General features: G+C 58.7%; 12 protein-coding genes and 2 pseudogenes. 12 read left to right on the forward strand and 2 right to left on the reverse strand.

What is annotated here, in order from left to right; genetic code table 11:
• Window positions 1-346: 346 nt before the first annotated feature.
• The 3 genes and pseudogenes from metH to Q7L05_RS05985 all read left to right on the forward strand — a co-directional run bounded on the left by metH (window position 347) and on the right by Q7L05_RS05985 (window position 5127).
• Window positions 347-4198 carry a methionine synthase gene (gene metH / locus Q7L05_RS05975; protein WP_303903404.1) on the forward strand — a complete coding sequence of 1284 codons (3852 nt, stop codon included), beginning with the start codon at window positions 347-349 and terminating at the stop codon, window positions 4196-4198.
• Window positions 4199-4728: 530 nt separating this feature from the next.
• Window positions 4729-4881, forward strand: a pseudogene (locus Q7L05_RS05980) (DUF2281 domain-containing protein); the annotation flags it as partial.
• Between the two features lie 27 nt (window positions 4882-4908).
• Window positions 4909-5127 (forward strand): addiction module protein, encoded by a 219-nt coding sequence (locus tag Q7L05_RS05985; protein WP_303903410.1) that lies wholly within the window; start codon window positions 4909-4911, stop codon window positions 5125-5127.
• 338 nt (window positions 5128-5465) lie between these two features.
• Here Q7L05_RS05985 and Q7L05_RS05990 read toward each other — a convergent pair whose 3' ends face one another.
• Window positions 5466-6488, reverse strand: a complete 1023-nt coding sequence (locus tag Q7L05_RS05990; RefSeq protein ID WP_303903412.1) for an STAS-like domain-containing protein — start codon at window positions 6486-6488, stop codon at window positions 5466-5468.
• 152 nt (window positions 6489-6640) lie between these two features.
• Window positions 6641-6787, reverse strand: a complete 147-nt coding sequence (locus tag Q7L05_RS05995; RefSeq protein WP_303903415.1) for a hypothetical protein — start codon at window positions 6785-6787, stop codon at window positions 6641-6643.
• A 215-nt stretch (window positions 6788-7002) separates the two neighbouring features.
• Here Q7L05_RS05995 and Q7L05_RS06000 point away from each other — a divergent pair, with 215 nt between their 5' ends.
• The 9 genes and pseudogenes from Q7L05_RS06000 (at window position 7003) to Q7L05_RS06040 (ending at window position 14092) form a co-directional block, all read left to right on the forward strand.
• Window positions 7003-7368, forward strand: coding sequence for a toxin-antitoxin system TumE family protein (locus Q7L05_RS06000; protein ID WP_303903418.1), 366 nt, complete (start codon window positions 7003-7005; stop codon window positions 7366-7368).
• Window positions 7365-7715, forward strand: a complete 351-nt coding sequence (locus Q7L05_RS06005) for an HVO_A0114 family putative DNA-binding protein (RefSeq protein ID WP_303903421.1) — start codon at window positions 7365-7367, stop codon at window positions 7713-7715. Before Q7L05_RS06000 ends, Q7L05_RS06005 begins: the two co-directional genes overlap by 4 nt.
• 101 nt (window positions 7716-7816) lie before the next feature.
• A pseudogene (locus Q7L05_RS06010) lies at window positions 7817-8113 on the forward strand (HigA family addiction module antitoxin).
• A 179-nt stretch (window positions 8114-8292) separates the two neighbouring features.
• On the forward strand, window positions 8293-9468 hold the full coding sequence (locus Q7L05_RS06015) for a Fic family protein (RefSeq protein ID WP_303903424.1): 1176 nt from the start codon (window positions 8293-8295) through the stop codon (window positions 9466-9468).
• On the forward strand, window positions 9398-9652 hold the full coding sequence (locus Q7L05_RS06020) for a HigA family addiction module antitoxin (RefSeq protein ID WP_411293318.1): 255 nt from the start codon (window positions 9398-9400) through the stop codon (window positions 9650-9652). Before Q7L05_RS06015 ends, Q7L05_RS06020 begins: the two co-directional genes overlap by 71 nt.
• Window positions 9653-9985: 333 nt before the next feature.
• Window positions 9986-10297: a nucleotidyltransferase family protein gene (locus Q7L05_RS06025; RefSeq protein ID WP_317623097.1), complete on the forward strand. Its 312-nt coding sequence runs from the start codon at window positions 9986-9988 to the stop codon at window positions 10295-10297.
• Window positions 10287-10637, forward strand: a complete 351-nt coding sequence (locus Q7L05_RS06030) for a HepT-like ribonuclease domain-containing protein (protein ID WP_303903429.1) — start codon at window positions 10287-10289, stop codon at window positions 10635-10637. The genes Q7L05_RS06025 and Q7L05_RS06030 overlap by 11 nt, the downstream gene beginning before the upstream one ends.
• A gap of 463 nt (window positions 10638-11100) precedes the next feature.
• On the forward strand, window positions 11101-11970 hold the full coding sequence (locus tag Q7L05_RS06035) for a HEPN domain-containing protein (RefSeq protein WP_303903432.1): 870 nt from the start codon (window positions 11101-11103) through the stop codon (window positions 11968-11970).
• 412 nt (window positions 11971-12382) lie between these two features.
• Window positions 12383-14092 (forward strand): hypothetical protein, encoded by a 1710-nt coding sequence (locus tag Q7L05_RS06040; RefSeq protein ID WP_411293316.1) that lies wholly within the window; start codon window positions 12383-12385, stop codon window positions 14090-14092.
• Window positions 14093-14095: the final 3 nt, after the last annotated feature.

Raw genomic sequence — 14095 nt, forward strand, 5'->3', positions numbered from 1 at the left:
AGCCGGCCGAAGCCGAGGCGCAGTCGGAGCCGGTCGAAGTTGAGGCGCAGCCGGAAGCGACTGAAGCCGAGGCACAGCCGAAGGCAGCCGAATAAGTCACGCCGTTTCGCTGTCTTCGCCCAAGGAGCGGGCTCCTGCCAACACAGCCTACTCGGCCCAACGGTAGGAGCCCGCCCTTCGGGCGATTCATGCCGCCCCCGCCCCAATCCGAGGGGCCCCCAGCCCTTCGGGCGAACAGCACACGGCTCTGGCAATCCCGGGCCAATCCCCACCCCAACCGGGAGCCGACGTTAACTCCGTGCTAGAATTCCCGCCCAATTTCCTCAAATGATGTCCACGCACCGGCATGTCCAAATACACCACCGAACGCGCCCGTCTTCTCGAGCAACTCCTGGCCGATCGCATCCTTATCCTCGATGGGGCCACCGGCACCATGATCCAGCGCCACAAGCTGGATGAGGCGGGCTTCCGCGGCGAGCGCTTTGCGGACTGGCCCAGCGATGTAAAGGGCAACTCCGACCTGCTGGTGCTCTCGCGGCCCGACATCATTCACGAGATCCACGACGCCTATCTGGAGGTGGGCGCCGACATCATCGAGACCAACACCTTCGGCGCCACCCGCGTCGCTCAGGCCGACTACGGCATGGAGGAGCTGGTCTACGAAATGAATGTCGAGGGTGCGCGCCTCGCCCGCGAGAAGGCGGACGAGTGGACAAAAAAAGACCCCTCCAAGCCCCGCTTCGTCACCGGTGTGCTCGGCCCGACCAACCGCACCGCCTCCATCTCGCCGGACGTCAACGACCCCGGCAAGCGCAACATCGACTTCGACACCCTGGTAGAGGCCTACAAAGAGGCGATCCGCGGCCTGGTCGACGGCGGCTCGGACCTGTTCCTGATCGAGACCATCTTCGACACCCTGAATGCCAAGGCGGCGGTGTTCGCTCTGGAGAGCTACTTCGAGGAGACCGGCACCCGTCTGCCGGTGATGATCTCCGGCACCATTACCGATGCCTCCGGCCGCACCCTTTCGGGCCAGACCGCCGAGGCCTTCTACAACTCCCTGCGCCACGCCCGGCCCATCAGCTTCGGCCTCAACTGCGCCCTGGGCCCGGCGGAATTGCGCCAGCATATCGACGAACTCTCGGCCCTGGCGGAATGCGGCGTCTCCGCTCACCCCAACGCCGGCCTGCCCAACGCCTTCGGCGGCTACGATCTGGGGCCGGAGGAGATGGCCGGGCACATCCGCGAGTGGGCCGAGGCGGGCTTTCTGAATATCGTCGGCGGCTGTTGCGGTACCGGACCGGACCACATCCAGGCCATCGCCGAGGCGGTCAGTGAGTGTTCACCGCGCAAGCTTCCCGAGCGTCCGGTGGAGTGCCGTCTGGCAGGCCTCGAGCCGCTCAATGTCGGCCCCGAGTCGCTGTTCGTGAATGTCGGCGAGCGCGCCAACGTCACCGGTTCCGCCAAATTCAAGCGGCTCATCCTGGAGGAGGAGTTCGACGAGGCCCTGGACGTCTGCCGCGAGCAGGTGGAGAACGGCGCGCAGATGATCGACGTCAACATGGACGAGGCGATGCTCGACGGCGTCGCGGCCATGCACACCTTTCTCAACCTGGTCGCCTCCGAGCCCGACATCTCCAAGGTCCCGGTGATGATCGACTCCTCCAAGTGGGCGATCATTGAAACCGGCCTGAAGTGCATCCAGGGCAAGGGCGTGGTCAACTCCATCTCCATGAAGGAGGGAGAGGAGGCCTTCATTCGCCACGCCCGCCTGCTGCGCAAATATGGCGCCGCCGCGGTGGTCATGGCCTTCGATGAAAAGGGCCAGGCGGACAGTTTCGAGCGCAAGACCGGGATCTGCAGACAATCCTACGATGTGCTGGTGAACAAGGTCGGCTTCCCGGCCGAGGACATTATTTTCGACCCCAACATCTTCGCCGTCGCCACCGGCATCGAGGAGCACAACAACTACGCCGTCGACTTCATCGAGGCGACCCGCTGGATCAAGCAGAACCTGCCCCACGCCCTGGTCTCGGGCGGGCTCTCCAATGTCTCCTTCTCTTTCCGGGGCAACAACCCGGTGCGCGAGGCGATCCACGCGGTCTTCCTCTACCACGCCATTCAGGCCGGCATGGACATGGGCATCGTCAATGCCGCCCAGCTTGCCGTCTACGATGAACTCCCCGAGGAGCTGCGCGAGCGGGTGGAGGACGTCATCCTCAACCGCCGCGACGATGCCACCGATCGCCTACTGGAAATCGCCGATCAGTACAGGGGCGATGGCATCGAGGTGAAAAAGGAAGACGAAGAGTGGCGCTCCTGGCCGGTGGAAAAACGCCTGGAGCACGCCCTCATCAAGGGCATCGACGCCTTCGTGGTCGAAGACACCGAAGCGGCCCGCCTGAACGCCAAGGCCCCCATCGACGTCATCGAAGGCCCGCTGATGGACGGCATGAACCACGTCGGCGACCTGTTCGGTGACGGCAAAATGTTCCTGCCCCAGGTAGTCAAATCCGCCCGGGTGATGAAAAAGGCCGTGGCCCACCTCATCCCCTACATCGAGGCGGCCAAGAGCGAGGGCGCACGCCCGAACGGCAAGATCCTCATGGCCACGGTAAAGGGCGATGTCCACGACATCGGCAAAAACATCGTCGGCGTGGTGCTGCAGTGCAATAATTTCCAGGTGATCGACCTCGGCGTCATGGTCCCGGCCCAGAAGATCCTCGATGCCGCCAAAGAGCACGACGTCGACATCATCGGTCTATCCGGCCTCATCACCCCCTCGCTCGAAGAGATGGCCCACCTCGCCAGCGAGATGCAGCGCCAGGGCTTCACCCTCCCGCTGCTCATCGGCGGCGCCACCACGAGCAAGGCGCACACCGCCGTCAAGATCGACCCCAATTACGACTACCCCGTAGTCTGGGTCAAAGACGCCTCCCGCGCCGTCGGCGTCGCCCAAAACCTGATCTCGGAAAGCGAAGGCACCAAAGACAACTACGTCGCCGCGATCAACGCCGAACACCAGGCCGTTCGCGAACGCCACGCCAAAAAGCGCACCGAGACCAAACTCACCCCCCTCGCCCAGGCCCGCGAAAACCGTCTGAAGATCGACTGGGAAGATTATGAGCCCCCACGCCCCAAAGTCCTCGATGCCCTACCCGATGCCGGTAGGAGGGGCGCCCCCGCCGCGATGAACTCCGAGGCACCCGAAGCCGGTAGGAGGGGCGCCCTCGCCGCGATTGGCCTAAACGAAGCCGAAACAGGCCCCGTCACTATCGAACCCAAAGGCGCCGGCGCCCTCGTCCAATTCGCCGACATCCCCCTGCAAACCCTGGTCCCCTACATCGATTGGACCTTCTTCTTTCACGCCTGGGAACTCAAAGGCGTCTTCCCGCGTATCCTGGAAGACAAGGAGAAGGGCGAAGAGGCCAAAAAGCTCTATACCGACGCCCGCGGGATGCTCGAGCAGCTTATCGCCGAAAAATGGCTCCACGCCGCCGCGCAGGTCGGCATCTATCCCGCCAACAGCGTCGGCCACGATGACGTCGAACTCTACAAGGACGAAGAGCGTAAGGAAGTGCTCACCACCTTCCACTTCCTCCGCCAGCAGAGCGAAAAGCGTCCCGGCCAGCCCAACAAATCCATGGCCGACTTCGTCGCGCCCAAAGAGAGCGGCAAAAAGGACTATATCGGCGGCTTTGCCTGCACCACCGGCCTCGGCATCGACGAAAAGGTCGCCGAATTCGAGGCGGCCCACGACGACTACAACGCCATCATGCTCAAGGCCCTCGCCGACCGCCTCGCCGAGGCCTGCGCCGAGTGGCTGCACCAGCAGGTGCGCAAAACGATCTGGGGTTACGCGCCGGAAGAAAACCTCGACAACGAGAGTCTCATCAAAGAGCAGTACCAGGGCATCCGCCCCGCCCTCGGCTACCCCGCCTGCCCGGACCACACCGAAAAGGACACCCTCTGGTCCCTGCTGCAACCGGACCAGGCCATCGGCCTTACCCTCACCGAGTCCAAGGCCATGGTGCCCACCGCCGCCGTCTCCGGGCTCTACTTCAGCGCACCCGACAGCAGCTACTTCGCCGTCGGCAAGCTCGACCGCGAGCAGGTCGCCGAATACGCCGAACGCAAAGGGCTGTCACTCGCCGAAGCCGAAAGGTGGTTGGCACCGAACCTGGGATACGAAGCCTGATAGGCCCAACCGGCAGGAGGCGCGCCTCGCGGCGATTTTCCGCTGCAACCATGCCGAGGCGGCCCTCGTTCCACCTCCGCAGGTCATCCTTCGTGGGTAGGAGGCGCGCCCCCGCGGCGATACCGGCATCGCATCCATCCCAAAATGGCCTCCTACGCGGTCGTAATCTGCCAAACCCAAGCGAAGGGTCCTTTCTCCCCCGGGAGACGACTGCATGGACGCAGAAGGTAGAGCAACGCAGGAGCAGTTGCCGAAGGACAGGATGAGGGGTGTGGGCACCCCCAGGTTCGCGGTTTCGGCTTTTTATTCGACTCTGACCTTAATCCTAGGCTACGAAACCTAAGGTAGGAGGCGCGCCCCCGCGGCGATTCGTACCGGCGGCGAGGCGCGCTTTGCGAGGATTGCCCCTGAATCACCGAGCGAAACGATGCGACCCGCGGTAAACTGAGACTTGATGGCCTCCCATCAACTCTGCCACGGGAGAGAAGGATGTCGCTAGCTGAACAAATCTACGAGGAGCGAAGCACCTCCCCGACGATGTCGCCCAAGAGGTGCTCGATTTTATTGAATTTCTGGGGGAAAAGCGGGGCATACGCTACAAGACCGACCTAATCCGGGCACAGCAAGGTGTAATGGACAAGATTTGGGATAACAAGGAAGATGACGTCTGGAATGATATTTGAACCCGCAGGCATCGCTGGAGGACAGGTATGGCCACTCGAAAAGACGTTTTGAAGGAAGCCCTCACGCTGCCGCCAGCAGAGCGCGCCAAAGTAGTTGAGGAAATCTTGTCCGGTCTCGATGAACCCGATCACGCCATGGATGAACTGTGGATAGGGGAAGCCGAGGATCGTCTGGATGCCTATGACCGCGGAGAGTTCAAAGCGATTTCCTTATCCGATATTCTGGAGAAATACGGCAGTCGATAGTGGAAGTTGATTTCCTTTCACCGGCTGAAGTCGAACTGGCTGAAGCCATCGCTTAGAAAATCGCAGTGCTTTCTGCTCCAACATTCACACGGATTCGCAATGCATAGGTGAGCACCTGCGATGTGAGTAGGACTCCACTAAATGCCTTAAAGCCAATTAACTGCTAATTTCCCAAGATTTAGCAGTTCCCGACGAACAGCGCAGCGCCGAAAACCTCCTGCGCCACGCCCCGGTCCTGGCCGACAGCCTCAACCACCACCGCGAACGGTTTAATCGACTCTGACCCTTTTATTTCCAACGGATCGGAGCCGGTCCGCAGAAGAGCGAGTGAAAACGGATCAACCCCGGGCCGCCGCCCGCGCCCGCTTCACCATATCCTCAACCGCCTCCGTCATATTCATCGGCGCCAGGAGCGTGCCCGGATGGGCTCTCTGAAACACCCGGAACACCTCATCGGCGAACGCCTGCCCAATCTCCTCCACGCCTTCGAAATCCAGCACAACGTGCTCGAATTTCTCGAACCTCGCCGTTAATCGCTTTGCCTGTGAGCGGGAGACGAGCTTTTCCCCTTCGTGCTGCGCCAGCCGGACTGGGACCACGGTTTTCGAAAAGGTGTACTCTTCGGGGGCGGCAAACTCATCGAACACCTCTTTCATCTTCCGACCGCTGTCATTCGACAGCTGAAGGAACACCGTCGTCCCGGTCTCATCAACCGACTGTTCAAGGAGAATGTCCAGGTCCTCGTCTGCGTCATGCCGGAAATAGAGGTTTCGTGAAGTAATGACAAACGCATCGAACATTTTGGACGTGAAGAAGATGCCTTCTCCCGAATGCCGCTCCGGATCAGTCGTCAGCTTCCCCTTCGCCAGCTCGAGAATCGCCTCCCTTGGGTCCAGCAGCTCCAGGGAATGCTGAATCTTGTGAAAAATTCCTTCGCCCTCATCGGCCACGATGGCACTGGTCCGAAGCGCATCTCTCCAAATATGGACCTGAACAACCTCCGAGCCGGAGTGGTCAATGGCGTTGTTCACCATCTCAGTGATTCCGTAATGCCACATGTCCCGAACGTTCTCGGCAAGGTTCCGGACGACAGGCGCACACTGCCTGTCCCACACGAGGTCTTCACTCAGCCCCTCGATCCTGTAGGACTGTTTGTCATCGGCCAGTTTGCACAGATGATACCGGGTCCCACGCCCTGTGCCGGTGGATTCGATAAGTCCCTTCTTCTTGAACGCCCGGAGGCGGGCGCTCGCGGCCTGCCGGGAGACATCAAACGCCTCCGCAACCCGGGCGCTCACATTGGCCCCATCCTGGTCGATGGCCTGGAGAGCGAACTGTTCCAACGGGTCTTGGGTCGGCATGGTAACCAATAAACGTAAAGTTAATGTCTTTTAATTGTAAAGCACACTGTTCCGAAACGTAAACCAAAACAGCGCCGAAAAACCTCCTGCGCCACGCCCCGGTCCTGGCCGACAGCCTCAACCACCGCCAAACCGCCCTGCTCAGCCACGCTTTATGCCACCCGGGCCACGGCTACACCGTGGCGAGCCACAAACGCTCCCACCAGATCACCACCCAGACCACCCGCACCGACCTGCTCAAGCTTGCCGAATCGGGACTCCTGGAGCAGAGAAAGCGGGGCGGCGCCAACGTTTTCCATGCCCCCGCTGATTTGGGGGGACCGAATCAAAGCGGCCAGTCGGACTTGAAAACCCCCGCTCTGCCGGAAGACGACCCCAGGGATGGGGCAAGGTCGGATTCCGACCCTCATCATGCCTGCGACTGCAGATCCTTCAACTGCGACAAAGTCCCATTGCTTGCAGCCGAACATTGGGCGTATCTTAAGCAAAAGACTATGATCTGCTGATAACTGGAATGGATGCTAAAGGACTGGAGACTTTGCTGGATCTGGATGGTCAAATCTTCGGCCAGGAAGGTGGGTACTGGATCAAGGTCGAAGCTCAACGGGTAGCCGCTACGCCCAACCGACCACACGGAGTCAGCTATAGCCTGACCTTGCATGCCATTGATGGCGGTCGGGTCCTGGAATTCGACAATGCCCATGCCGTTCGGGTGCGTGGCAATCGGTTTTCCGGACGGTCACTTGAATACGACCACCGGCACCGCACGGAAGAGGACGAGGGAATCCCTTACGAATTTGAAACGCCCGAGCAACTGTTGGCGGACTTCTTCCAGGCGGTGGACCGCTACTTGAAAGCTCAAGGGGTTCTAAAGCGATGAGCAAAAAAATCCGCATCGGCGTTATGCCGCAGGAACAAATCCGAGCCCGCGCCCTCGCCATTGCCCGCGGCGAGTACCACCCGAAGCCGACCGATCCCAAGGTCTGGTTCCCTTCCATGCGCTCGCTTGCCGAGGTGCTCAGCGATAAGAACCGAGCGCTCTTACGGCATATTGCCGAAACGCACCCTGCGTCACTGGAGGAGCTCGCCCAAAGCACCGGCCGAAAAGCCAGCAATCTCTCCCGAACGCTTCGAACACTCTCCAACTACGGACTGGTGGAGCTAAAGCGCGACCGCCGCTGCGTCCGGCCGATCGCAAAAGTTACGGAGTTCGAAATCCGGGCCTGACGCGTGAGCGATCACCGTCGCGATATTCAGGTAGGAGGCGCGCCCTCGCGGCGATTCTCTCGGGCTCCCCGACGCCGCCCCACTAAGTGGTAGCTTCTGATATGACCGACAAACTTCCAAACATCCATCCCGGCGAGATCCTGCTGGAAGAGTTCCTGGTTCCGCTCGGGATCAGCTAGAACCGACTCGCCCGGGATATCAACGTTCCCCCGCGCCGTATCAACGAGATCGTGCTCGGCAAGCGGGCCGTCACGGCGGATACGGCCGTACGCCGGGCTCGCTATTTTGGCACCACCGAGCAATTTTGGATGGGCCTTCAGGACGACTACGAACTCGAAGAGGCACACGCCGCGCTCGGCAACCGGTTGGATACAGAGGTGAAGCGGTTGCAAGCCTGATTGCCGAAGGCAGGAGACGCGGTTACCCCGAAGCCTGGAAGCCAGGGCCACTCGGAAATATGGTGCTGTAATGGCATCCCATAGTTCTGTGAATCGATATATGGGAACTGAAATGCTTTCATATTTCGTTAAAGCGAGATATAAAGGCCTTCGCAAGCCGCATATTTTGGGTCCGAAAAATGGAACGCAGCGGAACCTACCGCCAAACCCTTTCTGGATATAAGGCCTTTTTCCCGGCCGACTTGCCGCCGGAGCCCCCGGTCAGCCTGGACGGCGACCTGGTGCTGCTGCTATCAGAGGCCGACCGGGCGCTGGGCGCCATCAATACCATCGCCAGCGTCCTCCCGAGTCCGGACCTGTTCGTCGCCATGTTCATTCAGAAGGAGGCCCTGCTCTCCTCTCAGATCGAGGGGACCCAGTCCTCACTGACCGACGTTCTCGGGGCGGATGAGGAGCACATCCCCACTGCCGACGTCGGCGAAGTGGTCAACTACGTCAAGGCCATGCGCTACGGGCTGCGCCGCCTTGTCGATGAAGACTTCCCGATGTCGCTCCGGCTCCTGCGTGAGATCCATGGCGTGCTGATGCAACAGGTGCGCGGCGGAAAGCCCGCGCTCACTCCCGGCGAGTTTCGCACCGGTCAGAACTGGATCGGCGGAGCCAATCTGAAAACAGCACGTTTCATCCCTCCGCCGCCGGAGGCGATGCATGCCGCTTTGGATCACCTGGAGAAGTACCTCTACGTCAGCGACGATCTCCCGGTACTGGTTCAGTGCGCCCTGATCCACTATCAGTTCGAGACCATCCATCCCTTCAACGACGGCAATGGCCGACTCGGGCGCCTACTGATTACCTTCTTTCTGGTTTGGCGCGGTGTCATCGAAGAGCCGATGCTCTATCTAAGCGCCTACCTCAAGACCTACCAGCAGGAGTATTACGACCGCCTGATGCAGGTCCGTAACAGCGGCAACTTCGAGGCCTGGATCCGCTTCTTCCTCGAAGGAGTGGTGAGTGTCTCCGATCAGGTCGTTAGCACGACCAAGCGGCTACAGCAGCAGGAGCGCAACGATACCGATCGTCTTATTGAGATCAATGCCGGCCCCGATGCCGTTCGCCTACTGCGTCACCTGATGCAGCAGCCGGTAGTAATGGTGAAGGACGTGCAGCAGGCGCTGGGAATCACATACGGAAAGGCGAATGCCCTTATCGCCACCTTTGATCGCTGCGGAATTCTTCACCAAATCAGCCAAGGCCGGCGCAACCGAAAATTCTCTTACAAGCAATATATCGACATCCTCGCGGAAGGCACCGAGATGCCCCCCAGCGACGAGACTCCCCAAGCGAGCACGAAATGAGCATCGCAGCAAAATCGTACTCGGCAAGCGGGCCGTCACTGCGGATACGGCCGTGCGCCCGGCTCGCTACTTCGGTACCACCGAGCAATTCTGGATGGGGTTGCAGGACGACTACGAACTCGAAGAGGCGCACGCAGCGCTCGGCAACTGCTTGGATACCGAGGTGAAGCGGTTGGAAGCCTGAATAGTCGTGGCGAACTGTCGCCACTGAGCCGATCTTCCCTTCCCCTCAAGCTACGCCCCGCCCCTGAAAACGATCTCAGCCACCACCAAGCCGCCACTGCTGAGTCATGCCTGGACCGGAAGATGATGCCAGAAGGGGCGAAGGTGGCCCGAACGGCGAACGGAGTTTAATCGACTCTGACCCTGTTTATCCAGCGATCCTATGGATTTGGTCGAGGAGCAATTGCCGAAGCAGTGAGGTTATCCATCCGGTCCCGGCAAGAGGGATTGAGCGCACCCCCAGTCTCTGCTATAGACTGTCCCCTGAGCCAACTCAACAGTACCGGGTACTTTCTTGCATCCTTTGATAGCACGCCACAATAGAGAAATAGCAGCACTATGCCGCCGCTATCATGTGCGCCGGTTGGAAGTCTTCGGTTCGGCGGCACGCGGAAATGACTTCGATCCCGAGCACAGCGATGCCGATTTCCTGGTCGAATTTGAAGCCGAAAACGATATGGCCACCCTAGGGCAATTCTTCGAGTTTAGGGATCAACTCTCAGGTGTGGTCGGCCGCCCCGTCGATCTCGTGGAAGCCGGTGCGGTACGCAATCCCTATATCCTTGAAAGCATCAATCGTTCTCGCGAGGTGGTCTATGGAACGTGATCCTCGCAGCTATCTTTGGGATGTGCAGGCGGCAGCAGAGGATATCCAGTCTTTCATTAAAGGTGTCGATCTCGATGGTTACGCCGAAAACTCCATGCTCCATTCGGCAGTAGAGCGTAAATTGGAGATCATTGGCGAGGCGCTCAACCAGTTATCCAAGACCGCCCCCGACCTGGCTAGCCGAATACCCGATCTACCCGCGATTGTCGCCTTTCGAAACCTCCTGATCCACGGTTACGCGATCGTAGATCATCGACGGGTCTGGGGGACGCTCAACGAATCGCTGCCATCGCTACGCATCACGGTCACTGCCTTGCTGGAGGAGTTGGGGCCTCCCTGATGGCGACTCCCTCCAAATCCCCGACGCCGACCAACACAGGTCCTTTCAACCCTGCCCAAATCGCGTTGAAATATGGGGTCGGTTCTTGCGCCAAAAAAGCGGCTAAACGCTTAAAAGCTAATCAACTGCTAATTTCCCAAGATTTAGCAGTTCGCTAAACCTCACCCGTAGACCGACGAACAGTACAGCGCAGAAAACCTCCCGCGCCACGTCCCGGTCCTGGCCGACAGCCTCAACCACCGCCAAACCGCGCTGCTCAGCCATGCCCTACGCCACCCCGGCCACGGCTATACCGTGGCGAGCCACAAACGCGCCCACCAGATCACCACCCAGACCGCCCGCACCGACCTGCGGTGCGCCGGGAAAGCTGGAGCCGCTTGGGCTCGGTTACTCGCTCAGTGGCTCACAATGACGGCCTGCGTTTGATATGCTTCCCTCACCCTGGGGCGACGTATACATCAGCATGGAGCAAGTTCTTTCCCACCTACCGCCGGAAAAGCGCGACGAGCTCGGGCGAGCTGTCGAGCTGATTCGGGACGGCTGTCCCGGCGTCGGCGCAGTTCTGCTGTTCGGCTCTTACGCGCGGGGTGATTGGCGGGAAGAGGGCGACCTGCCACCCAAGCGCCGCTCCGGCCACGCCTCCGATTACGATCTCCTGGCGATCACCGATGACGACCAGGACTGCGAATCCCGCACCTGGCTCGCGATCGCCCGCGCCTGCGATGAGGCGGGGCTCTCCACCCATGTTCGAATCATCCATTTGGAGATTGGCTATCTGAACCGGAAGCTGGCGAAGGGGCAGTACTTCTATTCGGAAATCGTCACCGAGGGGAAGGTGCTCTGGCGCGAGCCAGGGTTCGACTTGGCCGCGCCCGCGCTGCCCGATCGCGAGGAACGGCTTCGCGCGGCCCGGGAAGGCTTCGGCCATTGGTTCGAAAAGGCGAGCCGATTCTTTGCAATCCATGAGTCCACCAAGAAGAAGGGCTGGTTACCCGAAGCCGCATTCCATCTCCACCAGGCCGCCGAAGCGGCCTACAAAGCAGTGCTGCTGGTTCATACCGGCTACATCCCCAACGAGCACTATCTGGCCCTGCTCGGCCAGAAGGCGGAGGAGGTGGACGCCCGCCTTGCCGGCCTCTTCCCCCGGGAGAGCGAATTCCAGAGCGACGCCTACGAACTGCTCGACTACGCCTACATCGGCGCCCGCTACGATCCCCAGTATCGTATCGACAGCACCACAGTGGAGTACCTGGGCAAGCGGGTGGCGACTCTGCTCAAGATAGCCGAGACGGTGTGTGAGGAGAAGATTGCGGGACTTGAACTGTCGGCGTGACACCCGCGCCCTAACTAAGGATGGGATATACTGGCCCCAGCCATGGACAGCGAGGAGCTTGTATTTCCTCGTGTAGGCTACGGTCGGAGGCGGCTAATGGGTGTCCCCGGAATTCCCTGTACCTGCTTGGCACCGGTGGGATACGATGTGCAAAAGAATTTACGGATGAGGATTGCACGGACGTGCCAACCGCCCTTCTCAAAACAGAAAAAACTAATGGTTCGCCAGGCAAAGAGTATGGAGCCGAAGCCTTAAATGGGCCCATCCGAACTCGTGCCTCCGGTTTATTTGACTCTGACCCCGTTTATCCGAGCTCAACGCCTCCGGTACTAACGTCGGCCAGTCGCGGTCACTTGGCGTACCTGAAGCATGCGTATACTGTGACCGGAATGTCCACAGGGTTTAGTTGCCGGTGAAAATGATACGTCAATTTGGACGCTCTGAGGCGAACCGCTCCAAAGAGCTAGACGAGAAGTTCCCTCAGATCCCCGCCGTTTCTGAAAACAACGTCTGGTATTCATACGATGAGCACGCTTCCCATGTGATTATCTTTGTGCATGGCATTTTTTCGGATAGCCGGACTTGCTGGCTCCATCAAGACGATAACGTAACCAAGTGCGAGTACTGGCCAGAGCTTGTCCGCAGGGACTTACGACTATGTAACCCAGCTATATTCTTAGGCGGATTTTATACCGACCCTAATTCCACTACATACGAAATAAGAGATTGTGCGCATGAGCTCTTCTCCGCGTTACGTCGGCCCAGTGTGGATGGGCGGCTATCACCGCTGGATTTTCACCATCTAATTTTCGTTACCCACAGTACTGGCGGAATTGTCGTCCGTTATCTTCTTGAGCGGCATAAGAAAGAGTTTACCGACAAAGAAGTGGGCCTGGTGCTGGTAGCTTCCCCGTCTTATGGATCCAAGTGGGCTAACCGTACTGACCCCCTATCACGTGCACTAAATAACAGACTGTCCCAGCAACTCAAATGGGGCAATGACTCATTGCAAGAAATCGACGATAGGTTCCGTGAGCTAGTAGATGGCAAACACATCCCAAACCTCAAGGGCACAGAGGCATATGAAAATCATTTTCTTCGCCGAAATTTCTTTTGGGCCCGAACCAAAGTAGTAGACAAGGAGTCTGCCGGCCGATATTTCGGAAGTCCTAGACAACTGCCGAATACGGACCACTCAACGTGCGTTAAACCGGATACTTTCACTCACCCGGCCCACGAGTTGTTGGTGGATTTCTACACAAGCCTAGGTTGGATCTGCCCTGCTAGTTCCTGGGACTCTATCCCGGCTCCAAAAGGCGGCATTTCCAGGCATGCCGAAAATAATATCGATGCTGTGCTATTCGATGTTTACCAGCCTGGGTATGAAACCTACTACGTAAAGCGAAGTATTGACGACGAGTTTGCGAGAGCTAAGGATATTTTCCACTTATGGGTTTTCGGTCCTTCTGGATGTGGAAAGACCTGCCTTATCCGCCGAAATCTAGTCAGATTAGACTCCGAATACATCTTTATTTCACTAGCGAATTACTATGACTCATCTGCTGAAGAGTGGTTAGCAGCTGTAATCGAAGAGTTGTTTGCCGAAGCAAACCGAGCCTCCCCTCCCGAACGCTCCCTACCCTACCTAATGGATAACGCGGCCAAACTTCTGTGCACTGAATATGAGAAAAGGCGGGTCTATATCCACATTGAAGAAATTCCTGTCCGCTCAGCCGAGTTACTAACGCAATTTGCAAAGCTAGTTTCCGCCTTTCTTGTTCATTACGCCACTAAAGCACAGAACGAGAACGTAAAGTTCGTCTTCTCATCTATCGACTTTCCCTACTCAGATTTAGATAATTTTCACAACAAGGTGCACGAGCGCCTAAGAGTTATGCCGATGACCATTTGGTCCGAAGACGCAATAAAGCGATTAGTTATAATGATTAGCGAAGAACTTAAATTGGCGCTCAGCGAAATCCAACAAAAAACCATCAAAGATTTCGCTCAAGGGAGCCCCCGTTTTGTGAAGAAGCTTTTTAGGAACCTACTCGCCCGCCAATTTCCGATTGAAGAGCAGTTCGACACGATTTTAAGAGAAACCGAACAAGAGCTCGGCTGATTG

It is taken from the genome of Thiohalomonas denitrificans (assembly GCF_016841685.1).
GTDB lineage: Bacteria > Pseudomonadota > Gammaproteobacteria > Thiohalomonadales > Thiohalomonadaceae > Thiohalomonas > Thiohalomonas denitrificans_A.